Annotated in this window: 22 protein-coding genes and 1 CRISPR repeat array; of the genes, 9 read left to right on the forward strand and 13 right to left on the reverse strand. The window is 69.0% G+C overall.

Features of this window, described 5'->3' with window-relative positions; genetic code table 11:
• Positions 1–231 precede the first annotated feature (231 nt).
• Together AB0D44_RS21870 and AB0D44_RS21875 are read left to right on the forward strand one after the other, a co-directional pair.
• Positions 232–1,527 carry an ISL3 family transposase gene (locus tag AB0D44_RS21870; protein ID WP_362593502.1) on the forward strand — a complete coding sequence of 432 codons (1,296 nt, stop codon included), beginning with the start codon at positions 232–234 and terminating at the stop codon, positions 1,525–1,527.
• The gene (locus AB0D44_RS21875) at positions 1,467–1,886 is read left to right on the forward strand and encodes a transposase (RefSeq protein ID WP_362593504.1); all 420 of its coding nucleotides are present in this window, start codon (positions 1,467–1,469) and stop codon (positions 1,884–1,886) included. The genes AB0D44_RS21870 and AB0D44_RS21875 overlap by 61 nt, the downstream gene beginning before the upstream one ends.
• Positions 1,887–1,968: 82 nt before the next feature.
• Here the strand turns inward: AB0D44_RS21875 and AB0D44_RS21880 are convergent, their stop codons facing one another.
• The 5 genes from AB0D44_RS21880 to AB0D44_RS21900 all read right to left on the reverse strand — a co-directional run bounded on the left by AB0D44_RS21880 (position 1,969) and on the right by AB0D44_RS21900 (position 6,973).
• Entirely contained in the window at positions 1,969–2,310 is a 342-nt protein-coding gene (locus AB0D44_RS21880) for a hypothetical protein (protein ID WP_362593506.1), read from the reverse strand.
• A gap of 188 nt (positions 2,311–2,498) precedes the next feature.
• On the reverse strand, positions 2,499–2,873 hold the full coding sequence (locus AB0D44_RS21885) for a hypothetical protein (RefSeq protein ID WP_362593509.1): 375 nt from the start codon (positions 2,871–2,873) through the stop codon (positions 2,499–2,501).
• A gap of 306 nt (positions 2,874–3,179) precedes the next feature.
• The gene (locus tag AB0D44_RS21890; protein WP_362593512.1) at positions 3,180–4,289 is read right to left on the reverse strand and encodes a glycosyltransferase family 4 protein; all 1,110 of its coding nucleotides are present in this window, start codon (positions 4,287–4,289) and stop codon (positions 3,180–3,182) included.
• 87 nt (positions 4,290–4,376) lie between these two features.
• Positions 4,377–5,672, reverse strand: a complete 1,296-nt coding sequence (locus AB0D44_RS21895; RefSeq protein ID WP_362593515.1) for a hypothetical protein — start codon at positions 5,670–5,672, stop codon at positions 4,377–4,379.
• Positions 5,673–5,716: 44 nt separating this feature from the next.
• Positions 5,717–6,973, reverse strand: coding sequence for a nucleotide sugar dehydrogenase (locus AB0D44_RS21900; RefSeq protein ID WP_362593518.1), 1,257 nt, complete (start codon positions 6,971–6,973; stop codon positions 5,717–5,719).
• Between the two features lie 66 nt (positions 6,974–7,039).
• Here AB0D44_RS21900 and AB0D44_RS21905 point away from each other — a divergent pair, with 66 nt between their 5' ends.
• Positions 7,040–7,813, forward strand: a complete 774-nt coding sequence (locus AB0D44_RS21905) for a glycosyltransferase family 2 protein (RefSeq protein WP_362593521.1) — start codon at positions 7,040–7,042, stop codon at positions 7,811–7,813.
• Positions 7,814–7,955: 142 nt separating this feature from the next.
• Here the strand turns inward: AB0D44_RS21905 and AB0D44_RS21910 are convergent, their stop codons facing one another.
• The 5 genes from AB0D44_RS21910 to AB0D44_RS21930 all read right to left on the reverse strand — a co-directional run bounded on the left by AB0D44_RS21910 (position 7,956) and on the right by AB0D44_RS21930 (position 11,434).
• Positions 7,956–8,858, reverse strand: coding sequence for a TauD/TfdA family dioxygenase (locus AB0D44_RS21910; RefSeq protein ID WP_362593524.1), 903 nt, complete (start codon positions 8,856–8,858; stop codon positions 7,956–7,958).
• Between the two features lie 353 nt (positions 8,859–9,211).
• On the reverse strand, positions 9,212–9,787 hold the full coding sequence (locus AB0D44_RS21915; RefSeq protein ID WP_362593527.1) for a hypothetical protein: 576 nt from the start codon (positions 9,785–9,787) through the stop codon (positions 9,212–9,214).
• A 355-nt stretch (positions 9,788–10,142) separates the two neighbouring features.
• Complete coding sequence (locus AB0D44_RS21920) at positions 10,143–10,727, reverse strand: class I SAM-dependent methyltransferase (RefSeq protein WP_362593530.1); 585 nt, start codon at positions 10,725–10,727, stop codon at positions 10,143–10,145.
• Positions 10,724–10,897 carry a hypothetical protein gene (locus tag AB0D44_RS21925; RefSeq protein ID WP_362593533.1) on the reverse strand — a complete coding sequence of 58 codons (174 nt, stop codon included), beginning with the start codon at positions 10,895–10,897 and terminating at the stop codon, positions 10,724–10,726. The genes AB0D44_RS21920 and AB0D44_RS21925 overlap by 4 nt, the downstream gene beginning before the upstream one ends.
• Positions 10,898–11,044: 147 nt before the next feature.
• A complete protein-coding gene (locus tag AB0D44_RS21930; RefSeq protein WP_362593536.1) occupies positions 11,045–11,434 on the reverse strand; it encodes a hypothetical protein in 390 nt (129 codons plus the stop codon).
• A 483-nt stretch (positions 11,435–11,917) separates the two neighbouring features.
• On the opposite strand from AB0D44_RS21930, the gene AB0D44_RS21935 reads away from it, so the two are divergent.
• A complete protein-coding gene (locus AB0D44_RS21935; RefSeq protein ID WP_362593538.1) occupies positions 11,918–12,760 on the forward strand; it encodes a helix-turn-helix transcriptional regulator in 843 nt (280 codons plus the stop codon).
• Entirely contained in the window at positions 12,757–12,969 is a 213-nt protein-coding gene (locus tag AB0D44_RS21940) for a DUF397 domain-containing protein (protein WP_362593541.1), read from the forward strand. Before AB0D44_RS21935 ends, AB0D44_RS21940 begins: the two co-directional genes overlap by 4 nt.
• A gap of 75 nt (positions 12,970–13,044) precedes the next feature.
• On the opposite strand, the gene AB0D44_RS21945 is transcribed toward AB0D44_RS21940, so the two are convergent.
• Positions 13,045–14,160: a methyltransferase domain-containing protein gene (locus tag AB0D44_RS21945; protein ID WP_362593544.1), complete on the reverse strand. Its 1,116-nt coding sequence runs from the start codon at positions 14,158–14,160 to the stop codon at positions 13,045–13,047.
• 9 nt (positions 14,161–14,169) lie between these two features.
• Positions 14,170–14,322 carry a hypothetical protein gene (locus AB0D44_RS21950; RefSeq protein WP_362593547.1) on the reverse strand — a complete coding sequence of 51 codons (153 nt, stop codon included), beginning with the start codon at positions 14,320–14,322 and terminating at the stop codon, positions 14,170–14,172.
• A gap of 222 nt (positions 14,323–14,544) precedes the next feature.
• Here AB0D44_RS21950 and AB0D44_RS21955 point away from each other — a divergent pair, with 222 nt between their 5' ends.
• A complete protein-coding gene (locus AB0D44_RS21955) occupies positions 14,545–15,828 on the forward strand; it encodes a helix-turn-helix transcriptional regulator (RefSeq protein ID WP_362593550.1) in 1,284 nt (427 codons plus the stop codon).
• 487 nt (positions 15,829–16,315) lie between these two features.
• On the opposite strand, the gene AB0D44_RS21960 is transcribed toward AB0D44_RS21955, so the two are convergent.
• On the reverse strand, positions 16,316–16,531 hold the full coding sequence (locus tag AB0D44_RS21960; protein WP_362593553.1) for a hypothetical protein: 216 nt from the start codon (positions 16,529–16,531) through the stop codon (positions 16,316–16,318).
• Positions 16,532–17,464: 933 nt separating this feature from the next.
• Positions 17,465–18,646: a CRISPR direct-repeat array (repeat unit 22 nt; unit sequence CACCTCCGCTCGTGCGGAGAGG).
• A 202-nt stretch (positions 18,647–18,848) separates the two neighbouring features.
• On the opposite strand from AB0D44_RS21960, the gene AB0D44_RS21965 reads away from it, so the two are divergent.
• The 3 genes from AB0D44_RS21965 to casB all read left to right on the forward strand — a co-directional run bounded on the left by AB0D44_RS21965 (position 18,849) and on the right by casB (position 24,285).
• Positions 18,849–21,608 carry a CRISPR-associated endonuclease Cas3'' gene (locus AB0D44_RS21965; protein WP_362593557.1) on the forward strand — a complete coding sequence of 920 codons (2,760 nt, stop codon included), beginning with the start codon at positions 18,849–18,851 and terminating at the stop codon, positions 21,606–21,608.
• Between the two features lie 225 nt (positions 21,609–21,833).
• Positions 21,834–23,516 carry a type I-E CRISPR-associated protein Cse1/CasA gene (gene casA, locus AB0D44_RS21970; RefSeq protein WP_362593560.1) on the forward strand — a complete coding sequence of 561 codons (1,683 nt, stop codon included), beginning with the start codon at positions 21,834–21,836 and terminating at the stop codon, positions 23,514–23,516.
• Positions 23,517–23,550: 34 nt separating this feature from the next.
• Entirely contained in the window at positions 23,551–24,285 is a 735-nt protein-coding gene (gene casB / locus AB0D44_RS21975; RefSeq protein ID WP_362593563.1) for a type I-E CRISPR-associated protein Cse2/CasB, read from the forward strand.
• The last annotated feature ends 8 nt before the right edge of the window (positions 24,286–24,293 follow it).

The following is a 24,293-nucleotide window of genomic DNA, read 5'->3' on the forward strand; positions in this document are numbered from 1 at the left end:
CCCGACGGGCCCCGCGGGCGCGACCGGTGCCACCGGAGCCACGGGCGCGACCGGTGCCACGGGTGCCACCGGAGCGACGGGTGCCACCGGCTGGCCTTGACCGGCTCCTCGGCTCGGGCTCGGGCGCTGGCGAGGCGGTAGGAGTATGGACGATCGCGTAATTCGGCTCTGTCGGGGATCTTGTGATGTCGCAGGGTTGAGCTGGGCAGTCTTCGGGTGTGCGGTTCAGGGGTGTTGGGGCGGTTGTTGCCGCATTTGTCCGGTGTTGTCATCGAGTCGATCAAGAGAACGGGCAAGGTCATCACGCTTCGGGCGGGGTGTCAGACCCTGCCAATGAGATGCCCACAGTGCGGGATGCCGTCGTGGCGGGTGCACGGCCGGTACGTCCGCCTGCTCGGCGACGCTCCGGTTGCCGGCAACGCGGTGGTGATCGAGCTGGTGGTGCGGCGCTTCAAGTGCCTGAGCGATCGGTGTCCGTCCGTCACGTTCGCCGAACAGGTCGAGGGACTGACCAGGCCGCATGCGCGGCAGACCACGCTTCTGAGATCGATGCTTGCCTCGATCGCCCTGACACTGGCGGGCAGGCCGGGTGCCCGGTTGGCCGCGATGCTTGGCATCCGCATCGCCAAGGACGCGATGCTGGACCTGCTCCGCTCTGTTCCGCAGCAGCCGGCCGGCCAGGTCAGGTATCTGGGAGTGGACGACTTCGCTCTGCGCAAGGGCGACTCCTACGCGACGATCCTGGTTGATCTGGAAGCCCGTCGGCCCATCGATGTCTTACCCGGCCGGGACGCCGAACCGCTGGCCGCATGGCTTCGCCAGCACCCGGAAGTGGAGGTCATCTGCCGCGACCGGGCCGGCGCTTATGCCGAGGGAGCCAGAACCGGAGCCCCGCAAGCGATGCAGGTCGCTGATGCCTGGCACCTGTGGCGAAACATCGCCGAGGCCCTGGAGAAAACGGTCGGCTCGCACCATGGATGTATCCGGGAGGCGTTCGCCGAGTCCCTGGTCACGGCGGAGAAGATCGTCCAGGCCCCGGTCGCGACGGAGCAGCCCGAGCCGGTGCCCGTGCCGTTCGTTCCGCCTGACGGCACGCTTGACGTGCTGGGCCAGCCCCGGCGCCTGGTGGCCCGCACGGCCGAGCGTTACGCGGCGGTCCAGAAGCTCCTGACCGAAGGGAAATCGCTGGGGGCGATCCGCAGGACGCTGCGGCTCGACCACTCCACCGTCCGCCATTCGCCCGCGCCAGCAGCCTCGACGAGCTCTTGGTCAAGGCAACCGGACGCCATTCGGTACTGGACGAGCACAAGCCGTACCTTCACGCCCGCTGGCTGGACGGCTGTCACGACATTCCCCAGCTCCACCGGGAACTGCGAGAGCGTGGATTCACCGGAAGTGTCCAATGCGTCCGCCGCTACTTCCGCTCCTTCAAGCCGCCCCGCCAACCAGGGCGGAAGCACCAGCGGGTGTCCCGACCACAACCGAGGCCGGCGCCGAAACCCCGACGCGTCGTCCGGTGGATCCTGACGAACCCGGAACACCTCACCCCCGCAGACGCCGCGGAACTCAAGGAGATCCGTACCGCCTGCCCACATCTCGACGCCGCAGCCCGTCACGTCCACGACTTCGCCGAGATGCTCCACCACCTCCGGGGAGACCAGCTCCCCGACTGGATGAATCGGGTCCTGGCCGACGATCTCCCAGCACTTCACTCCCTGGTCATCGGCCTGCGGCGCGACTTCGACGCCGTCACCGCGGGGCTCTCCACATCATGGAGCTCGGGCCAGGTCGAAGGCCATGTCACCCGCGTCAAACTCCTCAAACGCATGGGCTATGGCCGAGCCAACCTCGACCTCCTACGCCAGCGCGTACTCCTCAGCCCATGACCTTGCGACATCGCAAGATCCTTCAGGCGGAGCTCGGCTTGCCCCGAAAGCCCGTCTGGCTAGGAGCTCGTGACTCGTCTCGTCAGAGGTCGACGCGATGCTCCCCAGCCGATGGGTCATCGACGGAGCCGTAGCGCAGGACGACGTGCGCCGGCCGGAACGGCAGGTCCTTCAGGATGGGTGCCATGACGGCGAAGAGTGCGTTGGCGTCCGATCCGTAGGCGTAGAGGACCACCTCGCCGTCTCCGTACTCGTTCCCGTCGAACTCGCCGACGTCAGCTTGCTCGATCGCCTCGCTCAGAAGGGACTGGGCCTGGCGGACGGCCTCTCGCTGGGCTGGATCGCCGAGGCCAGCGTCGGCCAGGCGGTAGTGAGCGATGACGGCATGCTCAACGTCGTTTTCTGCTTCGTCTGTGTCGGCCATACGGGAAACGTTCTCATCCCGGACCGACGTCCTCGCCGGCCTGGGCCGCCCCGCACGACACGGAGACCTCGATCTCCTACACCAACATGTACTTCCCGGCCCGTGACCCTGCGACATCATAAGATCCCCGACAGAGCCCGTAATTCCCCAGGGCTGCGGTCACATAATTCCCCAGGTGCTGCCGTCTTCTATCTGTCGACCAACCACGTTGTGTCGCCCGGTGGGGCGCCTGCTGCGAGGATGTGGTCGACGATCCGCAGTGCTTCGGGCAGCGGCACTGTGTCCTCGTCGAGGTACTCGTCGTGCTGGCCGTTGGCCAGGATGAAGCCCTTGCTCCGGCCGGCTGCTTCCGGTGTGACGGCGTGCTCGCCGGGATCGCCTTCGTCATCAAGCAGCATCACCATCGCGCGCTTGGTGTTCGTGATGACGGCCAGAGAACGACCACGTGAACTGGTGAGCCATGTTTCCAGCTGCCCAGCATCGATTCGCTCTCGAAGCACCGCCAGCGCCGCCGCGGGCGACGCTGGGACGGTGCCATCGCTGAAGATCCAGGACTCGGCCATGCGGATGACCTTCTCATATGCCGCGAGCGGCCTGGCCTAGCTGGTCGACGTTTTGGCAGCAGGGGTCCTGGGCCGCTTGTTGGGGCGGTAGCTGGGGTCGTTCATGATGACTGGTGGCTGGTGTTGATGAGTCGGTCCAGGGGGGACTCGGCGACGACCGGGTTGGGGAAGAGGGGATACCAGTCGCTGGGCGCCCGGTTGCTGGTGATGATCAGATCTCTATTTGAGTGCCCCGGGTCATTCCTGTAGACGTAGTGACCCCGTCAGGCGTTACACACACCCATGAGGTGGCTTGCGTCACGGCGGTCAGGAGGCAACGCGGAGCGTTAGTTCGCGAAGCCGACGGCCGGTGGTTTTGATGTCGTATCGGCGCGCGTTGATCAGAGCCGCTTCTGACAGCGCCTTGCGGTGGTGGGCGTCACGGCCCAGCTCGTCCATGGCCGTGGCTAGCGACTGTGGGTCTCCGGGGGTATAGGGGACGCCGGTGTTTCCGAGGATCTCCCTCACCTCGGGAAGGTTGGAGTAGGCCACCGGCAGTCCGTGGGCTTGGGCCTCGATGAGGACGAGCCCAAAGGCCTCAAGGCCCCTGGTCGTGCCGACGAAGGCGTCGAAGTGTGGCAGGCGGCGCCACAGCTCAGCGCGGGGCAGGAACGGCTCGAACTGGACGCGATCCCGTACCCCGAGCTCCACGGCTTGTTGTTCCAGATGTCCCCGTAGAACTCCGTGGCCGATCACGGTCAGGTGGTGCGGCTGGTCGGTCAGGGCGAGGGCTTCAACGGCGGTGATCGTGGATTTGTTGTCGTCGAGTCGGCCGGCGTGTACCAGAGCCAGGGGTCCGCCTCCGCTCGCCGGGTGATCGCGTACCCGGGCATCGCTCAGATGGATACCCCACGGGATGACGGTGAGCCGGTCGGTGAACTGGTGTCCCGTGAGTCGGTCGATGCGGTCCGCGAGGGCGAAGGTCGGTGCCACGATCGCGGCGCTGGCAGCAGCGACTTCGTTCAGGCCTTCGCGCTCCCACGCGCTGCGCTCGGCGACCATCACATCAGGGCCGTGCGCGATGGCGATGATCGGGATGTTGCTGGCGGTTCGCGTGAAGGCCTGGCTGAGAGCGAACCCGAGGTACTGAGCGTGAATGACGTGCGGCTGGATCTTCTCGATGAGCGCACCGACCTCACACGTCAGCTCGTCCATGTACGCCTCGAAGTGGGGGCCATGGGGGCGCTTTATCGTGGAGAGGGCAATCAGCTGCCCGAACACCGCCTGCCAGGCCTGATCGACCGGTTCCCTGCCTAGGAAGGTCGTGTGGGTCTCAGGCATTACGCCGTAGAGATCGTTGACGAGAATCATGCTTCCGGACGAAGGCGCGGAAGGGCGGTTGATGCCGGTCAGGATGTTCAGGAATTTGGCGGTCATGCGGAACCCCAATCTACGGTAACCGTTGGGTTGGAATTGGAGATCGCGCCTCATGGCCGACTCGGCTCGTGAACCGTTCGGCCGTGCCTAGATCGTGTCCTGGCGGGGAGGTGCCCACCAGGACGCCAGGTGCGGTGTGACGACGGCCATGACTTCATCGACCGGATGTAAGCGTCCCTTGCCGTCCTGCTCTGCGATCCAGACCCTGACCGATGATCGGGGGTAGACGGGATGTATCCCGATCTCTCCCTTCGGGAGGACTCCATTGAATGGTGTGGGTATTCCTTCGCCGTTCCAGTATTCCCACGCTTCAAGAGCCTTGGATTTCTCGAAGCAGTGGTACAGCTGGCCGTAGCGCTTCATGTACCGGATCTCGCGGAATACCATCTGGCCGATCAGTGCCGGAGCGGCCTTCTGGAGCGTATCGAGCTCAGCGCCCTGGAAGGTGAGCGATGACGCGTCCTGGGACGGGTCCAGTGCAGTCCGGGCGAGCAGGTGGGACAGCCTTCGCCGGACGTACTCGGCGACCCCCGGACCGAGATCCGCTTCCAGGCCTTCGATGAGCTGGACGAGCCGGTGGTGGCGCGGATTGAAGCGGGCCAGGTCGAACAGCTGGTCCATGCCGTCCACGGCGGCGAATGCGAGTCGCTTGTAGAGCCAGTTGTTCAGCTCCCCCTCCGCAGCGTAGGTCTTGGTCTCGGGCGTGGTCGAGTGGAGCATCAGGTATTCGGACAGCACCTCGAAGTACAGGTAGCCGAGGAAGGGCACGTGGGGGACGGCGTCGGCCAGCTGGTCGATGAACTCGGGTGATGGCGTGGCGTGGCCGGTGGCGTTGCGCAGGGCGAGGTCGAGGAACGGGGCCGCAGCGAGCAGGCCGGCCAGGACGGCGTGTTCGAGCTGGTCGGTCTCGGCGGGGGTGAGGAGGTTTTGGTAGCGCAGGTAGGTGCGCAGGTGGATGGCGCCCAGATGCAGGTAGTCGATGCCCTTGGGCCGCACCGGGGCGTCCGGGGTGACCTCGAAGACCAGGGGGGTGGTGGACGGCTTCGTCTGCATTAGGTAGGCGCCGAGGTTGTGGGGGCGCAGCCCCCCGCGGTGAGGGGTGAGGGGCGAGCAGTAGAGGGCCCCGACGAGGCAGCCGGCGGAGACGTGCACCTGCCCGCTGGTGCGGATGGCGTCGATTCCTCTGGTGAGGTGCATCAGGTGCAGCGGCTTTCCGCTGACGAGCGCTTCGGTCATGGCGCTGTTCCGGATCAGCCAGCCGTTGCGGGTCGAGTGTTCCAGGTAGTGGCGCCAGTCGGTCTCGCTGTCGGCCAGCGAGGCGGGGCTGCGGCGCTGCGCGGGCAGGGTGTAGGCCGTGTGGGCGTGCTCCCATTCGTCGCGCAAGGAGAACTCCTGGGGTGGAGGGTCGGGGCCGGTCAGGGAGAGTGCTAGAGGACTTCGACATTCGTGCCGGCCATGCGGTTGCGGCAGTCGAGAACCCAGGTCGCGTGCTGCTGGATCATGGGGAGGTCGAAGCGTGCGTGGTCCATGAGGAGCACGACGGCGTCGGCGGCCGCGACCTCCTGGGGTGTCGCGTCGACCCTGCGGACTGGCAACTCGGTGTCGGCGCCGTCCGGGATGTTGGGTTCGGCGCCGCGGACGTCGGCGCCGAGGTCGGTCAGGAGTTCGGCGACACGTGCCGAGGGTGAGTTGCGGAGGTCGGTGGCGTTGATCTTGTAGGTCAGGCCGAGCAGCAGGATCCGGGCTCCGGCCACGGGCACGCCGCGGTTGTCCAGCGCGGCCACGATGCGCTGGACGACGTAGTCAGGCATGTGGTGGTTCACGTCGGCGGCGAGTTCCACGAACCGGAAGGGGACGCCGAGCTCTTCCTGGATCTTCCAGGCGAGGAACAGCGGGTCGACGGGCAGGCAGTGTCCGCCGACTCCCGGCCCGGGGGTGAATCGGGTGAAGCCGAAGGGCTTGGTGCCGGCGGCATCGATCGCCTCCCAGATGTTCACGCCGAGGCGGTCGGTCAGCGTCGCCAGCTCGTTGATCATGGAGATGTTGACGAGCCGGAACGTGTTCTCGATCAGCTTGGCCAGCTCGGCGACCTTGGGCCCGGACACCGGCACCGTGGTGTGGAAGATGCCGTCGTAGAACCCCTTGATCACTTCGAGTGATGTGGCGTCGATTCCGGACACCAGTTTCGGCGTCCCTTCGAACGACCAGCGCCTGTTGCCCGGGGCGATGCGTTCGGGGCTGAATCCGACCCGGAAGTCCGCCCCGGCCTTGAGACCCGAGGTCTTCTCCAGTTTCGGCAGCAGCAGTTCCTCGGTGGTGCCGGGATACGTCGTGGACTCCAAGACCACGGTCGCGCCGGGGCGCAGGTGCTCGCCCAGGGTCCGGGCACAGGCCTCGATGCAGGTCAGGTCGGGCACGCCATTCCGCAGCGGGGTCGGCACCGTGATCACCGCGATGTCGTAGCCGGCCAGCGCGCTGTCGTCGGCGGTCACCGAGTACGCGCCGGTCTCCAGGACTGTGCGCAGCCGCGAGGAAACCACGTCCTCCACGTACGGATCGCCGGCGGCGAGCTGCTGGACGCGCCTCGGATCCACGTCGTATCCGACGACACGGTGACCCACCTCTGCGGCGCGTACGGCCAGGGGAAGCCCTACGTAGCCCTGACCAGCGACGACTATCTGCATGGCAGCTCCTACTCGATTGCGGTGCTTGAATGGACCGTCGTTCCTGGTCTGGCAAGGAGAAGCGCTGTGCCCCTGGTGTCTGTCGTGATGCCCGTGTACAACTCGGCAGCGACGTTGAGCGCAGCGGTTCGGTCGGTGCTCACGCAGACCCACAGCGATCTGGAGCTGCTGGTCACCGACGACCAGTCCACCGATGGCTCCATGGACCTGCTCCGCGAGTTCGCCGAGCAGGACGAGCGGGTTCGGCCACAGTCGGCACCCGAACGGGGTGGTGCGGGCCGGGCCCGCAACCTGGCGATGGAACGGGCCTGCGGGGACTACATCGCCTTTCTCGACAGCGACGACATGTGGCTTCCGGAGAAGACCGAGAAGCAGCTCGCCTTCGCCGCGGAAGGCGATGCGCCGCTGACGTTCACCTCGTACTTCAAGATGGACGCCGACTACGACGGCGAGAGCACCGACTGGCTACCGAACGGTCGGGTGGTCCGCGCGCGGGGGCACGTGGACTACCGCGCGATGCTGGTCCGAGACCACATCGGTGCTCTCACTGCCATGTACGACCGCAATGCCCTGGGCACGAGGCTGATGCCGGAGATGCGCAAGCGCCAGGACTACGCCCTCTGGCTGTCGATCATGCGGGACGGCGCTGCCGCCCGGGGTCTGGCTGAGCCGCTTGCGGTGTACAGGGCCGGCCAGGCGGGATCGCTGTCCTCCAACAAGCTGTCGCTCGTGCAATACAACTGGACTTTGTACCGCGAACACGAGCAGCTGTCATTTCCGCGGGCGACCCGGGCGCTGACCGGCGCTGTGTGGCAGTCGCTGCGCAACTCGCGCATCTAGATCCGTACGCGCGTCCGCAGAGCCCGGTGCGCCTCCCGTTTCTGGGGGTGCCCGACCGGGTCCGTGCCCCGTGGCAGTGCCGCGTGCTCAGCCCTGGACCTGGGGGCGGCACTCGGTGGGGCACCGGTGCCGCCGGGCCCCGCTACGCGGCCGAGCCGTCGCCAGACGGCGCACGCAGAAACAACTGGAGGAGCAGCCGTCGCTCGGCGACCGGGATGGTCTCCTGACCGCTGTGGAGCGCCTCCCGGCCGTGCAGGAAGCGGCGCTGGTTCACGATGAGGTAGTCCCCGGGCTGGAGCATGAAGGAGACATGCCCCCGGACGAGCTCTTCGGAGAGCTCCCGGGCGGCGTTGGCGTGTTCCTGGCCGAGCTGGGACCTCTCCAGCATCTTGGCCGTGAACCGGACGAACCTCTCACCCGGGCCGGAGCCGTCCAGGATCGGGAACGGCTTGCACTCCTCGCCCACGCCGTGCAGGTCGAAGAAGGTCCCGTAGTGGTAGGCCGACTCGGCCAGCAGTGCGCGGCTGTCCTCCGACAGCCGCGCCACCGCCGCGTGTGCGTCGGAGAGGATGCTGGGGCCGCCGCCGAGCGGGTCGGGACGGACGCACAGGAGCGTGGTGTATTCCGGGGGCAGAGTCGCGTTCACCAAGTCCATGTGGAAGGCGTTGTACCCGATGCCGCTGGACTTGCCGGGGTCCTTGTCGACCTTGACCCCGATGTCCTTCCACAGGGGCCACCACGGGAAGGGCGAGAAGGGGACCGCAACCTCAGCCGCGAAGCCCGTCGCCAGCCGCAGGAACCGGTCGCCGTCGGTCCCCAGCGTCTTGGCGAGGTTCCCCAGGCGCAGTACGGCGTAGCCGCCGCCCTCCCCGGTCAGCGCGTGGCGCAGCGTGGCGGCGGTCTCCTCGAATCGTGGGGTGGCCGTCAGCTCGGTCCGGTACCGCTCCATGGTGGACTTCGCCAGGAACGAACCGTCCAGCTCCCACTCAGGGAGAGGGAGGTCGATCAGAGCGGCTTCGAGTTCGCTCGGGATGTCGATGAACACGGGAGCTTCCTGTCTCTTGGGGGTTTCCGACGTTCGCTGCACGAGGTGGTTTCGGTCGTACAGGTGGGTGCCTTTGGGGGACGGCCGGCCGCGCGAACGGGCGGCCGGGGCGCCTGCGTACGGCTGGACACGGGCGCCGGCCCTTCCGGAGGAGGAGCGGCACCGCACCCTCGCGCGGCGGGGCCGCGGGATCGACGGGCAGCACGGAAGGGCCCCAGCATGTGAGCACCGGCGAGTTAGGTGCCGCTGGCCGCGTGCCGGCCGGCTGGTGCAGACCGGATTGCAGGAGACTGCCTTACGCGGAAGGTGCCTCTTCGGCGCGGTGCAACGGGGCCGAGCCCTCGATGTGGGTGCTATGACGCACTGCCCCGTTCCGCTTCCAGGTCCACGGGGGTGGCACCTACAAGCTCGGCGCGGATCTCGCCGACCAGCATCCACGGCAGCCGCGGATCGGTGTACGCGATCGTGGCCGAACGGTCGAGTACCCGAATTTCGCCTGGGTGGTGAGGCTGGGGGTCTGCCGCGCAGAGCACTCCTGTGACCCCGACGAGGCGGACCTCGGGGACCCGCAGGGCGACATAGCCCTTGCTGAGTTCCGGACAAACCCTGACAGCGATTTGGGCACAGGGCAGGCAGACGGGCGGCTGCCTGAACCCGACGTCGAACCCCTCGGCGGCCACTGCGGCGTACGAGGGGGTGTCGATCACCCACAGGGTGCCCGCGGCGGTGCGGCCAGCCGGCTGGCCGCACACCTGGCACAGCAGGTAGCGCATCGCGCGCCGCTGCCGCCGGTTGTTGACGCGGGCGAACAGAGGCTTGCCGCGGCCGCCGTGGGGGGCGGGCCCGAGGCCACGCAGCAGGAGTTCCCCGTGCGGGCCGCGGTCGGCGAGCAGTTCGTCGGTGTAGGCGAGCCCGTGGGGGCGAGCCACGACCTCTCCGAGGATTCGTGGCTGGCCAGTCCAGGGCACGATCCACGGAACTCCGGGCACTTGTCCCTCGGAAGGGCGCGCCCTGACGGCAGGGGGGCTGGTCCTCACGTCGGATCCCTTCGCCTCGAATGAGGGGTTGGACGGCGGCCCCGCGCGGTCAGCGCGGGGCGGAAGCCCGCCCTCTGCCGGGCCTTCCGATGTTGATCCACCGGCAGAGGGCAGGCGTTCAGTGACGGTCCCCGCCGGTGATCAGAGTCCCGGCGGGGACCGTTCGCGGAGCAGCCGTCCCCGCCCTGGGTCACCTGGCCGCCCGCGTACTCACCCCCCGCACATCCATCCGGACCGGGGGAGACCTTCAGTAGCCGACAGGCTCGCGCAGCACCATCACCCAGTGCATGCCGACCCGGTACGGGCTGGCCGAGCACCAGCCCTCGACGAGTTCGTCGAACTGGTCCGGGTTCAGCCCGCGCTCCAGCGGATCGAGGGGATCCTCCTCGGTGACCTTCGTCATGACATAGGCCAGCCCATCGGGCCGCAGGATCCGTCTCACGTCGCCCATCAGCCGGTACCGGTCCAGGTGCTCCAGGCTCATGCGCATCGACACGATGTCCACCGAGCCCGGTTCAACGGTCACGGGAATGCCCTCGGCGTTGAGGTCGCACCGCTCGAAGGAAACCTGCCCGTAGTACGGGCCGCCGGCGCGCGCCGCGGCCAGGGCGACCGGGCTGTAGTCGTAGCCCACCGTGCGGATCCCGTACCGGCCCATCTGACGCGTCCACGCGCCGCGGCCGCACCCCAGGTCGAGGGCCTGCATGCCCTGCCGGGGGCCAGCGTGATCGAAGAACTTCTGTATCTCCGCGTTCCCCAGGATGCGCGCCGAACGGCCCTCCTGGTGGTAGCGGTCCCAGTCCTCGACGCTCACGGCACTGCGGCCCTTCATCGGGCGTTCTCAGGGAAGTGCAGGAGGCGGTCCCGGCCGGTCCCCTGGCCGGACGGTGCGGCGCCCGCATCGGCAAACAGGTCCGGCGTCTTCTCGTGCTCCTGGTCCGGCCCGCGGTCCTCCACGGGGTTGGGCGGCCGGCTGTCGCTGTACGCCTCGAACATGGTCATCCTCTCCGTTGTTCAACACGGCCACCGCATAGGCGGCCGTCAACGCCAGCACGCACAGGACGATCAACAGCTGGAGCACCCACTGGCGCCAGCCAAAGCCGTCCCGGTCGACCGGCCGTTCCTTCAAGATCCAGTCCACTAAGCCGGTCACAGCCCGGCCGTCGTCTCCGGGTCGCTCAGCGCCACGAACCATCGGCGGTGAGCCGTCGTTCGCAGCACGCGCTCGTACTCATCCAGATGCGGGCTGATGTGTTCGAAGGCCGGGCACAGCAGGCCATCCACGAACCCCTGCCTTACCTGCTCGAGGGCCTTCAGCAGACCCGTCCGCTGCGCAATCGCGGTCGGCCCGTTGCCGTCGGTGAACTCCGCCCCGGCCCGCATCCCCCGCTGACTCGCGACGGCGTACAGCAGGTCGAACTGCTCTGCCGGGTCCGGGTCATACGACCGGGTGCAGAGATACAGCGCGACCCGGGGTGTCCTTCCGTTACGGCGCAACGCGTGCGTCGCCTCGTTCAGCATGTTCTGACGCAGGTACATCAGCCGTCGGTGAGGATCGGCGGCACCCGCCGCCCATCACCCCCGGCGAACCAGGACTGCCAGGCGTACGCCGCGTTGTCGCGGTCCATCCACTTCTGAACAGCGCTGTGCACGACATGCCTCCATCCGTCTGAGTCCGTGCGGGACCTGGGTCGCTCTGGGCAGGGAGGAGCCCGGGTCCCGCACGGTGGGGCCGCCCGGAGCCGGTGCGCGGGGGGTTGGCCGGCGCCGTTGGGCGGTTCGACTACGGTCCTACCAACGGGAGTTCACGTGCAACCGACTGTGCCGACTCAATTGCCTAGGAAAGTGAATTGGTATATGACGGGAAGCGCACAGGGGCCCGTAGAGCACCAACAGGAAGCACGAGCGGACAGACAGGGCCCTCGATGAAGCGCGCAGGGGCTGTCACCATCGGAACAGACAGCCCGAATCGGAGGGGAGGATCACTTGGCGGCACACGTAGGGCCAACGTTCCTACGCATCATGCTCGGCGCCGAACTCACCCGACTACGGGAACAAGCTGGGTTGACGGGTGATCAGGCGGCGAAGGCGATCGGACTCCGGTCAGCCTCGATGATCAGCAAGGTCGAGTCCGGGCATAGCGGGTTCGAGCGCATAGACCAGCTGATGAAGCTCCTCGATGAGTACAAGGTGCCGTTCGAGGGCCAGGAGATGCTCGCCGACTGGTACCGCAACGCCAAGGGGGGAGACTGGTGGAGCCCAAAGTCGTCGACCATGCCATCCGGCATGAACCTCTTCCTCGCATTCGAGTCCGGGGCCAAGGGTGCCAAGGTGTGCACTACGCAGGTGGTGAACGGCCTCCTCCAAACCGAGTGGTATGCGCGCGCGCTAATCGAGTCTGCGCGGATCGCGGATGATCGCACGACCGAGTTCGTGGAGAACGCGGTCGAGGTCCGAATGACCCGAAAGAAGCGGATCACCGAAGAGGGCATGGAACTCGTCTGCATCATGGACGAATCCGCACTGCGGAACATGGTCGGCAGTGTGGAGATCATGCTGGAGCAGTACGAGGAGATTGGGCGTCTCGCCTCACTGCGCAACGTCACCGTGCGGATCATCCCGTTCTCCGCGCCCACCTACCGAGTTTTCGGAGAGTTCCACGTTCTGGACTTCGACCGGAAGGAACTTCCTGACCCGGTCGTCGTCGCGAGCAGCACCGTCGACCAAGGCGTCAAGTGCCTGTCGAAGCCGAGGCCGGTCAAGCAGTTCGTCCGGCGCTTCGACTACCTCGCCCAGGGCGCCCTGCCTGCCCACGAGACCCCGGCCTTTCTCCAACGACTAGCCCGAGAGGTAACAACAGCATGACCAGCACCGATACCAACCGCCCGTACGGGCAGTGGTTCAAGTCCTCCCACAGCGGCGACCCCAGCGGAAACTGCGTGGAGGCGTGTCCGCAGCCGGGCGCCGTTCACGTCCGGGACTCCAAGCGCCTCGATGACCCGCAGGCGCCTGTCCTCGGCTTCTCGAACGCTGCCTGGGCTGCGTTCACTGGCCACGTCGGCAACCGCCGCTAGTTCCGTGGGTGTCCTCCTCGCTCACATCGAGGAGGCCACCCCCCCGGCCAGCTTGCCGTAGGGCACCGACAGCCGTCAGGGCATGTACGGTCCGGCCTCGGCGGTACCGGACCAGACGTGCTGCCCGTCGGGTGTGACGGTCATTCCGAAGTCCCACAGCTCCGGGGAGCCACGTTCCTCCCAGTGCCGCCGCCCGGCGTCGACCTCCGCCAGCAGGTGGCGGGGGCCGCCTTCGTACGCCGCCAGGGTGCCCGTCTGGTCGGTGGTGACGGTGGCCCAGGAGCTGACGCCGTCGTGTAGCCGGACCGTGAGGCTTTCCTCCGTCTGGCCGGCGGCAATCCGGATGTCCGGGTGGGACACCCTGAGCGCAAAGAGCAGATGCGCTTCGGTGAGCGGCCGAAGGTCTTGTTCGGCGCGGACCGTGCGGTCAGGTGGGCCGTCGCCACGGATGGCGTGGTAATCACGGCCCTGGTCGATGCCGCGGCGGGGCATGAACATCCCCAGACCCTGCACCCAGCCCGTCGCCGACTTGCCGTCATTGGCGACGGTGAGCGCCACGTGCCCGAGCCGGCCCCAGGGGATGACGAGTCGGCCGCCGGGCCTGGTCTGCTCGATCCAGGTCCACGGGACCTCGTCAACGGCATAGGTGGCGATCACTCGGTCATACGGCGCGGCTGTGGGCCAGCCGGCGTTGCCGTCTCCGGTGTGCACGGCGACATCTAAGCCGGCCGCGGTCAGACGCCGATCGGCGGCCGCCGCGAGTCCGGCGTCGACCTCGACGCTGGTGACCAGCCCGGCCCCAGCGCGCGCAGCCAGAAGTCCGGCGTTCCAGCCGGCGCCGGTGCCGACTTCGAGGACCCGGTGGCTGGGCTCCAGGATGAGGGAGTCGAGCATGTCCGCGACGACGGCGACGCAGGACAGACTGGAGCTGGGCAGACCGTCGAGGATCTGGGTGATGGCCGAGTCCTCTGGGGCCGCGTACACGAGTCCGGCCCAGGCCTCCGGGTCGCGGCCGCGTTCGACGGGCACGTACTCGTCGTGGCCGTTCCACGTCCACAGCCGGTCGGGAGCGAACTTGTGCCGGGGTACCGTCTCCAGGATGGCGCGGCGGACCCACGCGGAGTCCGCCGGCCACAGGCCCTGGCTGTCCATGGCCTCCGCCAATCTGCGCTGACGGTCATCAAGATGCATGTCGTCGCGCTACTTCCTGCGCTTGCCCGAACCGGAGCCGGGGTTGGGAACCTGGCCGTCGCTGTTGCCGGGCGGCGGGGTACCACCGCTCAGCGGCGGGTTCGGCTTGGAGTGGCTCCCCCCACCACCGTTGCCGCCGTTTCCGCCCTTGTCCTTCGGCATGATGCGCTCCCCTCACATTCGAGTGATGGTGCTCGAGGCGGCGGCCGAGAGGCTGCCTGCCGCGTGTGCTGGTGACCACGACACCACGCCGGGCGACCCCCGCCGACGACGTTGCCCACGTCCTGCATCGCGTATGCAGATTCTGCATACGCAGTGCGCATGCCCGATCACAGCCGCTAGAGTTGCGGCGCCAGACCGAGCGCTTACCCGACGGAGGGCGCCGTGAGCACTGACCCGCTCTGGAGCTCCCGCCGCGTTCTTGAGCTCGCCGAGCGCCGGCATGCAGGCTCACTCATTCGTGTCGGCCGTCAGGCCCGCGGCTGGCGGCAAAGCGACCTCGGCGTCCGCCTGGCCTGCTCGCAGTCCACCGTCTCGAGGCTTGAACAGGGGCGGTTCCACGACCTGCCTCTGCTCAAGCAAGCCGCGGCTGAGGTCGGTGTCCCCTTGTCACTCCTCAACACGTCTTTAGGCCTAAGTCCCCCACCAGCCTCTACAGTTGTCGTTGACAGGACATTGGCCGAGGAGGATCCCATGCGCCGCCGCCCCCTCATCACCGCAGCGGCGCTCGCCGTCCCCCTCAGCCTGCTGACCCGGCTGGACTCCGCGCTCGCCTCGACCCCTGAGCCCAGTGGCGCCCCCGCCCGCACGCTCGACGCCCGCCTGGCTGCCGCCCGGGGGCAGTTCGACGCCGCCGCTCACGCTGGACTTCTGCGCACGCTGCCGACCCTGCTCGCCGACGCCCACCAAGCCGCATCCGAGACTCGGCGCGACCTCGACTACGCGCGCCTGTCTTCGGCCTACACGCTCGCCGCCCAGCTCCTGAACAAATTGGGCCAGTACAAGCAGTCACGGCTGACCGCGGACCGCGCCACCCTATACGCCGAGGTTTCCGGCTCCCCGCTCGCTGCAGCCGCCGCCACCCGTGAACTTGCCGCGGTGCTCCGCCACCAGGGCCAGGAAGCCGCAGCACAGGGGCACATCGAAGCCGCTGTCGCCCGCGTGGAGGCCACCGGCCTCACCACGGAAGCGCAGGCCTCCGCCTTCGCGCAGATGCTGTGCAGCACCGCATACACGGCGGCCATCGCCGGAGACCGCGACCAGGCGCTGGTCATGATCCGGGAAGCCGCCCGCGCGGCCCGCAATCTACCCGACGTCGCCCCCGCCGGACGCCTCTTCCCGGTCACCCCGGCGGCCGTCGATCTCTACGCCGTCGGCGTCCACTGGGCCCTTGGCGACGCCGGCACCGCGCTCGAAGCCGGTCGGAACCTGCACGCAGATCAGTTTCCGACCATCGAGCGCAAGGGCCGCATGCACACCGATCTCGCACGCGCCTGGTGGCAGCGGTCCAAGCCCGAGCAGACAGTCGGCGAACTACTCGCCGCAGCGCGGCTCGCCCCTGGCGAGGTCCGCGACCGCCCCGCCATCCGGAAGATCGTGGACGACCTCTACATCAAGCACCCCTACATCAGCGGAGTCCGTGAGCTCGTTGCCGTCAGCGCCGCTTAGCTGCCCCGTCTACGCCGGTCACGAAGCCTCCGAAGTGGCCTCGTCGGGCGGGGCGGCGGACCGGGCCTGCGCGACTGCGGCGTGGGCGGGGTCCGCCGTACAGCGGCACCTCGGCGAGGGGGTCGCGGGCGCCGGGCTCGGTCGGGTCCTACCAGCCGTCGGCGGCGGCCGCGTGGGCCAGGCGCTTCTCCTCCTCACGCGCACGGAGAAAGGCCGTCCAGCCTGCGGGCGACGTCACGGGTTCGTTCGCCTTCTTCTGATATTCAGTGGAACACGCGCCCCGGCCGGGCCGGACGCACCGGTAACAGCGGAAACGGAATGTGCGGCGGGAGCTGCGAGGACGGGAAGGGCGCAGAGGGCGCGCCGGCAGACGGCGCAGTATCAGGTTCTTGATCACATGGGTGGGTCTAGCGGGTCCGTCACCCGCGCCGAACAGGCCCTCGGCGGACATCTCACCCGTGCGGGCGGCTGGACCGCAGAAACGAGCCTACGCCTTCCGGCCCGTCAGTTCCAGAAAACCGCCCTCGCCGACGGCCCTGTCGACGTCCGCGTGAACGAGGACCCGTACTTCGTCCTCGCCGGGTGTACGCCGCAGCAGGCAGGGCCCACTGGACAGGAACAGGGTCGAGATCCGTTGGGCCGCTTCGAGGACGGCCTTCTCGTGGCCTCGAGTTTCGATGGTGATCATGCTCTCATCGCTCATGACCAGCCAACCTCCGTGCTGGTCGCCCGGTTCCGCGACGGGGTGAGGTCCACTCAATCGAGTACCGGTGGGCCTCGCGGGCTTGGGGCTGAGGGGGACGTTCGACGACGGGACCGGTGTCCACCATCAGGCGGCTCGCCTCCACTCGCGCGGAGAGGACGTCTTTCTGGCTCAACCGCGCCTCGTCCTCGACGGCTCACTTCCGCTCGCGCGGAGAAGTTCTCAGGGCGCGAGCTATGCCCGTGCGCTTCGCGGTTCACCTCCGCTTCCGCGGAGAAGATGAAATCCTATTGCGCGGGATCTTGAGCGTGCGGGGGTAAGGCTCGGTGCCGGCGTCCGTGAGTAGCCGGCTCACCTCCATCCACGCGGGGAGGACGTCTGGGCCAGTGAGCGATGACGGATACAGGCGCGGCTCACCTCCGTTCGCGCGGAGAAGGCCTGGCTTCTCGGTGTTCGCGGTGATACCCAGCGGTTCACCTCCGCTCGCACGGAGAGGACAGCACGCTCACGCGTGCGACGTAGACGATCGCCGGCTCCCCTCCGCTCGCGTGGAGAGGACGACGACACGGACACCCTGATCGACACGGAGTCCGGCCTTCCTCCGCTCGCGCGGAGAGGACACCTTGGGGGTGCCGTTGTTGTACTCGGCGTACGGCTCACCTCCGCTTGCGCGGAGAGGACGAGACGAGCCTCGACGTCAATCTAGGCGTGATCGGCTCACTTCCGCTCGCGTGGAGAAGACATCACGCGATAGACGCGGCGGTCCTGCTCCAGCGGCTCACCTCCGCTCGCGCGGAGAGGGCGCCCCCGAGCCGTTGGTCGTGAACGTCATGAACGGCACACCTCCGCTCGCGCGGAGAGGATGGAGCTGGTCCTCGTGCTGCTTCTCGATGTCCGATGGTTCCGCTTCGGCCTCAAAGCGAAAGCTTCCTCACCCTCCGCTCGCGCGGAAAGGACGTACACACTCCTCAGTCCGGCTTGCCCGAAGGCGGCTCACTCCGCTCGCGCGGAGAGGACGGCACAGCGGTCGGTGCTCACACATGGCACTCCGGCACACCTCCGCTCGCGCGGAGAAGGCGGGGCGGGGTTCCGCCATAGGACGCCGTAGGGCGGCTCACCTCCGCTGGCGCGGAGAGGACGTGCAGCGTGGTCGTCGACTTGCCCACGCCGCCGGCACACCTGTGCTCGCGCGGAGAGGGCGCGGCCGTGCTGCAAGCTACCTGACAGCAGACCGGCTCACCTCCGCTCGCGCGGAAGGGACGACTAGGACCGGGGGCCGACGGTGGAACAGGCCGGCTCACCTCCGCTCGCGCGGAGAGGACATGATTCCGCTCTTGGCCTGGACGGCCGCGGGCGGCTCACCTCCGCTCGCGCGGAGAGGACTTCCCATGTGGACGGCATGAACTGCGAGATTCCGGCTCACCTCCGCTCGCGCGGAGAGGACCCCATCGACCGCGCCACAAGCTTATGCTCGGCCGGCTCACCTCCGCTCGTGCGGAGAGGACGTGGTGCCACTCCTGGCGGGAGCCGATGATTCCGGCTCACCTCCGCTCGTGCGGAGAGGACCACTGCCAAAACGTGGACGCTGCGGGTTGACACGGCTCACCTCCGCTCGTGCGGAGAGGACTACGACGCAAAAGCCGTCCGTTGAACCTTGCCCGGCTCACCTCCGCTCGTGCGGAGAGGACTGGTTCTCGCAGGCCGGGACGGCGGTCCCCTGCGGCTCACCTCCGCTCGTGCGGAGAGGACGCACCCCCAGCGGCTCCATCCACGTCGAACAACGGCTCACCTCCGCTCGTGCGGAGAGGACGCCATCCCGCTGGCGCCCGGCCGACGCCAGGCCGGCTCACCTCCGCTCGTGCGGAGAGGACCCCCGCGCCGAAGGGGACCCACAGCACCTTGGCGGCTCACCTCCGCTCGTGCGGAGAGGACCGTCATCGCGAAGTCGACGACAGCGCCGCCGGCGGCTCACCTCCGCTCGTGCGGAGAGGACACCGGATCGGCCGCCCGTGCCCCCGGAGCAGGCGGCTCACCTCCGCTCGTGCGGAGAGGACCTCGGGACGCAGACGCGCGCCGACGCCAACTACGGCTCACCTCCGCTCGTGCGGAGAGGACCCTTCGCGACCTGCTGTCTTGTCAGGGCTTTGCCGTTGCTTTGCTGTTGGCAGTGCTGGGTGTGTGGTGCTGGCGGGGGTGGTTGTCAGTGGTGCCTGCTATGTCTGTGGGTGTGATGGATGGTGAGCGCATAGTAGTGGGGTCGGGTTGTCCTGATGGGCGGCTTTGGGGGAAGGCCCGGGGCTTGTCGGGGGAGTATCCAGTGTTGTGTCATCTGCTGGATACGGCGGCGATGTGCGGGGTGTTGTGGGATGCGCTGCTGGGGGCGGGGACGCGGGCCCGGATCGGTGGGGCGTTGGGGTTGCCTGTGGGGGATGCGCGGTCGGTGGTGTCGTTCTGGGCGGGGCTGCATGATTTAGGGAAGATCACTCCGGGGTTTCAGGCACAGGTGCCGGGATTGTTTTCACGGTTGAGCTCGGATCCGGTGTACGCGCTCGCGCGGGGTGTGGAGCATCTGCCGGTGTTGCGGCATGAGGCGGCGTCGCATTGGGCGGTGGCTGCACTGCTGGCGGAGGCGGGGTATCCGCAGGGGCGGCGCAGGTCGGGAGGCCGCCGGTCGTTGCAGGGTGCGGTGAGTCATCAGGTGGCGCAGTTGCTGGGCGGTCATCACGGCCTGTTCGCCGGGGTGCTGGCGGCGAGGGAGTTGTCGCAGGCTGCGGCGTATCAGCCGGGCCTTGGGGGTGGGGGCTGGCAGGAGCAGCGGCGGCTGCACTTCGAGGAGTTGCGGCGGGTGACGGGGGCGGGGCCTGTTCCGGCCGGGGGGCTGCCGGCGGAGCTGGCAGTGGTGGTGTGGGGGTTGGTGGTGGTGTCTGACTGGCTGGTGAGCCAGTCGGCTGCGGTGGAGTCGCTGATGCCCTCGCGATGGGGTGGCTCGGCAAGTGAGGTCGACGGGCACTGGCGGAAGACGCAGGCTGCCGCCGGGGGAGTAGCGCGTGCGGCGGGCGTCGGGCGAGCGCGGTTCGCGACCGGGGAGTTCGAGGGAGTGTTCGGGTTCGCCCCGAACCCTTTGCAGCAGGACCTGATCGGGGAGCTCCCGGCCCTGGTCGAGGAGGGCGGGCCAGGGCTGGTGCTGGTCACGGCGCCGACGGGGGACGGGAAGACGGAGGCGGCACTGTTCGCGGCGTCCGTGCTGGGACGGGCGGCCGGCTGCCGGGGGCTGTATGTGGCGCTGCCGACGATGGCGACGGCGGACGCGATGTTCCCGCGGGTGGAGCGCTTCGCCCGATCGGCGCTGGCGGGGGAGAGGGCGCTGGCGCTGCTGCACTCTATGGCATGGCTGCGCCCTGCGGCCGCCGCGCCCGTGTCGGGGGCGTCTGAGGTGCGCGCGGATACCCCGACGGTCCTGGAGGCGGAGGCCTGGCTGCGGGGCCGGCACCGGGGGCTGTTGGCGCCGCTTGGGGTAGGCACCGTCGACCAGGTGCTGACCGGGGTGCTGCCGGTGAAGTACGGGCCGCTGCGGCTGTTCGGACTGGCGGAGAAGGTCCTGGTCGTGGACGAGGCGCATGCATATGGGCCGTGGATGCATCAGCTGATGGTCCGGCAGCTGGAGTGGCTGGGGGCTCTGCGCGCGCCGGTGGTGCTGTTGTCGGCCACGCTGACGGGCCGCTCGGCCACCTCGCTGGTCGATGCCTACCGCAGGGGAGCCGGCTTCACCGACGGCACAGTGGTCGAGCCCCGCTATCCGGGCTGGCTCTTCGTGAGCGCTGCGACCGGCACAGTCTGCAGGCCGCGGCAGGTCGCCAGCGGGCGCGAGCGGACCTTGGAGGTGGCCGTGCGGCCGGTGGCGTGGGACACCGCCGAGCAGGGGAGCGTACGGGCGGGCGGGCGACGGCAGGCGCTGCGGGAGGAGCTGGCGCCCGTCGTGGAGCAGGGCGGCACCGCCATGGTGTGCTGCACCACCGTGGCCGAGGCGCAACGCACCTTCCGCGACCTGCAGGCCGCCTTCCCCGATCTCGCGGTCAGCCCGGGCGGCTTGCGTCTGCTGCACGCGCGCTACCCCGCCCGGGTGCGGCAGACCATCACCGCCGAGTGCGAGGAGGCGTACGGCAAGCCGCCCGCCGGGCAGGTGCCTGGTTCGCGTCCCGCTTCGATTCTGGTCGCGACGCAGCTGGTCGAGCAGTCCCTCGACCTGGACTTCGACCTGGTGATCAGTGATCTGGCGCCGCTGGCCCAACTGCTGCAGCGGGCGGGCCGCTGCCGCCGCCACGTGCGCGGAGCTGACGGCCGGCCGGCCTGGGCCGCCCGGGAGGACACCCCGAGACTGGTAGTGCTCGACCCGCTGGCCGGCCAGGGGGCGGGCAGCCGGCCCCCGGCGACGTGGGGTCGTATCTACGACACAGGCCTGCTGAAGCGGACCTCGCTGCTCCTGGCCCGCCACGGTGCCGGGATCGCGGTACCGGGGGACGTGCAGAAGCTGGTCGACGAGGTGTACGCGCCGGAGTTCGTCGACACTCTGCAGGAATCGGTACGCCGGGAGCTGGCCCGGCTTGATGGTGAGCGGCAGGCCGGTGAGGCCGCCGAGGCCTGCCTCGCGGAGCTCACGGCGATCTGCGCCCCGGCGGACGTGCGGGGGGACCTCTCTGCGCTGAGCCGCCGCGAGCCCGGGGTGAGCGAGGAACTGCTGGTGACCCGGCTGGGGGCGGACTCAGGCCGGGTGGTGTGCGTCTACCCCCGGGGCGACGGCTCGGTGACATTCGACGAGGCCGGGACGATGCTGGTGCCGGTGCCAGCCGGGGCACTGTCACGGCAGGACGTCGCCGAGATCATGTCGCACGTCGTGCCGGTCCCCGGCCGGTGGCTTGCCGCAGCCAAGGAGCATCCCCAGCCGGCCGGCTGGAGCAAGCACGCGGTCCTGCGGGACGTCGTGCTGCTCCCCATGGAGCTGGCCCCGCAGGGCCTGCGCCTCTGCCGTCTCGACGGGCGCACCCTGACGCTCGGCGACGCCGGCCTCGAAGAGATCTGACACCGGCTTTCCGGACTGCCCCACCACCGGTGACGAACTTCGCTACGGTGCAACTACCGCAACATAAAGGGTAGTTAGGCATTTTCCAGGCCTGGTTGGTGCGGCAGCTCGTCATGTCCGCGCGAAGCCGAGTCCCTGGGGATGCTCGTGAGCAGCAGGTCGGCACACGCTCGCTCGCGCGGGCCTGCGTCCCCCGCTTCAACATCTACGGATCGGATGGATTCCATGCCAGAGGGCATCTACAGCCTGATCGAGGAGCCGTGGATCCCCATCCGCTGGCGCCCCGACGCGGCCGGGGGACCCTTACCGGAGCGGCTCGGCTTTCAGGAGCTGCTGCTGCGGGCCCAGGACATCGCCGGGCTGGCCGTCGCGGACGCGCCCGCGCACGCGGCGCTCCTGCGGGTGCTCTACGCACTGACGGCCAGGGTCACGGGCCTGGATGCTGGCGGTGCCGACTGGAACGAGCGGCGCGAGGACGTCCTCGATGAAGGCCACCTCCCCGCCCGCCTCGCCGGCGGGCAGGGCGGAGTGGAGGGGTACTTCACCCACTGGCGACAGCGGTTCTTCGTCTTCGACCCGGCCGGCGGCCGGCCGTGGATGCAGGACGCACGCCTGGCCCGGCAGTGCGACCCAGCGAACACAGCCGGGGTGAACAAGCTGATCGTCACCCGGCCCGCTGGCAACAACCACGCCTGGTTCCGGCACGGCAGCGATGCCCGCCCCGACCTTCCGACCGTCCCCGAAGCCGTGCTCAACCTGCTGGTGTGGCACTACTGGGGACCGTCCGGCCGGTGCTCGTCCCGCGAGGTCGCCGGAGTCAAAACCGCCAGCGGCACAGCCGGCCCCCTGCGCACCGCACTGTCCTACCACCCCGAAGGCGACAGCTTCTTCGAGACTCTTCTGGCCGGGTTGATGCCGCCCCGGAGTTCCGATCGTCCAGAGCGGGACCTGTGTCCCTGGGAATGGGAGGAGCTCCCGGACCCCGATGCGCTGCCGCCTCTGCTGCAAGGGCCGTGTTCGCGCCTGACAGCCCGCTCCCGCCACGCACTCCTGCTGGTACCCCTCGACAACAGCCCCGCAGCAGGCACGCCGTCCCCCTCAGCTTCCACTAGACACACCGCGGCACCCTCCCCACCGGCGGGCCTTCCGTCCGGTCCGGCCCCAGCCCCGGAGCTGTTGGTGGCCGACGCCTACATCACCTGGGCCTACCGCCTGCCTGGTACACCGCGCGACGACGATTTCCTGATCTGGCAGACCAGCCAGCAGGGCAACCGCTACCCCCGGCCCGCCGACGCCAGCCGCGGCCTGTGGCGGGACCTGGACGCTCTCCTGCTCCTCAAGCCGGCCGGGAGCGCGCAACCGGTACGGCCCGCGGTGTTTCACACCGCCCAGGAAGTCACCGACCGGCTGCGTGTACGCGCTCTCGGCTTCGACCAGGACGGCCAGGCTAAGGACCACCAGTTCATCGACGCCTCCACCCCTCTGGTCTTTCACTTGGTCGAGGAACGTGCCCCGCACACAGCCCCCGCCGTGGGCCAGCTGCGTCAGCTGGGCGAGACCTACGGATGGCGCCTCGAACGCGCGGTGCGGCGCGCCTGGACCGCCTACATGAACGACCTGAAATCCGATGCCACCTCCTGGCTTACCGACGCGGCCGGACGCTACTGGCCCCGCGCCGAACGGGAATTCTGGGACCGCTTTGCCGGCTTGGACCGCGGTCAGAACCCGCAGGATCCCGGCCTGGACACAGCCCAGGCACGCAAGGCGTTCCTGCGTCTGGCCGAGGAGGCCTACGACGCGGTCACCGCGATCGTGACCCGCACCCAGCGCGGAGCCAAAGCCGTCAGCGAAGCACGCATCGAGCTCTACGGCGGCACCCGCAAGACCGGCAAGAAGAAGCAGCCATGACGCCACCGAACAGCAGGGCGAACGGAGCGACGCGATGACGACCACCACCCCAGCAGACCTTCCGCCCGACAGCCACGAACCGCTACCCGCGTCCGTACCGGGACAGCGCACCGCCGAGCGGGCAAGCCGCGAGAGGAACTTCGTGCTCTGGGTCCAGCAGCTGTGCGCCCAGGACCCCGGCGCACGGGCCGCCCTGCGCAGCGGCCTGCGCAAGGACCTGGACGCCGTACCGCGCATGCACCGCTTCATCGCGCCCTATCTTCCCGACGACCGCACCCCGCGCGAGGTGCAGCAGGCGTACTACGCGATCGCCTCGATGATCGCCGCCCAGCCCCGGCCCGCCCCGCCCGGCAACCCGACCCCCACCGACGACCAGGACGTCCCCGCCGGCCCCAGCGACCCTGGCCCAAGCGCCGCGACGGCCCCCGCCGGCTCGTCGGGGTGGGGCACCAGCCTGGGCGCTGCGTTCGCGGCCGCCGTCGGACCGGGGCGAGAGGGGCGCATGCGGGAAACCTCGGCCGAGAGCCGCCTGAACCTGCTCACCCGGCAAAGTCTTCCGGGCCTGCACCGCCACCTGCCCGCCGCGGTCGCGCACCTGCGGTCCCTCGACGTGCCGGTGGACTTCGCGCAATTGCTGTCCGACCTCGCCCACTGGCCCCGCCACTCGGGCCGCATCGCCCGCCGATGGCTGCAGGACTACTACCGCATCCGCGCCCGCGACGACCGCGCCGACGCCGAAGCCCTCACCGACCCCACACCCACCACCTAACCCCCCAG

Origin of the sequence: Streptomyces sp. NPDC048349 (assembly GCF_040651925.1) — a bacterium.
Taxonomy (GTDB): Bacteria; Actinomycetota; Actinomycetes; order Streptomycetales; family Streptomycetaceae; genus Streptomyces.

Coding starts and splice junctions, on each gene's coding strand:
- AB0D44_RS21880 (WP_362593506.1), bottom strand. CDS start 2,310: ATGGCCGACACAGACGAAGCAGAAAACGACGTTGAGCATGCCGTCATC.
- casB (WP_362593563.1), top strand. CDS start 23,551: ATGACGACCACCACCCCAGCAGACCTTCCGCCCGACAGCCACGAACCG.
- casA (WP_362593560.1), top strand. CDS start 21,834: ATGCCAGAGGGCATCTACAGCCTGATCGAGGAGCCGTGGATCCCCATC.
- AB0D44_RS21920 (WP_362593530.1), bottom strand. CDS start 10,727: ATGAAGGGCCGCAGTGCCGTGAGCGTCGAGGACTGGGACCGCTACCAC.
- AB0D44_RS21885 (WP_362593509.1), bottom strand. CDS start 2,873: ATGGCCGAGTCCTGGATCTTCAGCGATGGCACCGTCCCAGCGTCGCCC.
- AB0D44_RS21890 (WP_362593512.1), bottom strand. CDS start 4,289: ATGACCGCCAAATTCCTGAACATCCTGACCGGCATCAACCGCCCTTCC.
- AB0D44_RS21950 (WP_362593547.1), bottom strand. CDS start 14,322: ATGCCGAAGGACAAGGGCGGAAACGGCGGCAACGGTGGTGGGGGGAGC.
- AB0D44_RS21935 (WP_362593538.1), top strand. CDS start 11,918: ATGCTCGGCGCCGAACTCACCCGACTACGGGAACAAGCTGGGTTGACG.
- AB0D44_RS21900 (WP_362593518.1), bottom strand. CDS start 6,973: ATGCAGATAGTCGTCGCTGGTCAGGGCTACGTAGGGCTTCCCCTGGCC.
- AB0D44_RS21930 (WP_362593536.1), bottom strand. CDS start 11,434: ATGTACCTGCGTCAGAACATGCTGAACGAGGCGACGCACGCGTTGCGC.
- AB0D44_RS21960 (WP_362593553.1), bottom strand. CDS start 16,531: ATGAGCGATGAGAGCATGATCACCATCGAAACTCGAGGCCACGAGAAG.
- AB0D44_RS21945 (WP_362593544.1), bottom strand. CDS start 14,160: ATGCATCTTGATGACCGTCAGCGCAGATTGGCGGAGGCCATGGACAGC.
- AB0D44_RS21940 (WP_362593541.1), top strand. CDS start 12,757: ATGACCAGCACCGATACCAACCGCCCGTACGGGCAGTGGTTCAAGTCC.
- AB0D44_RS21925 (WP_362593533.1), bottom strand. CDS start 10,897: ATGACCATGTTCGAGGCGTACAGCGACAGCCGGCCGCCCAACCCCGTG.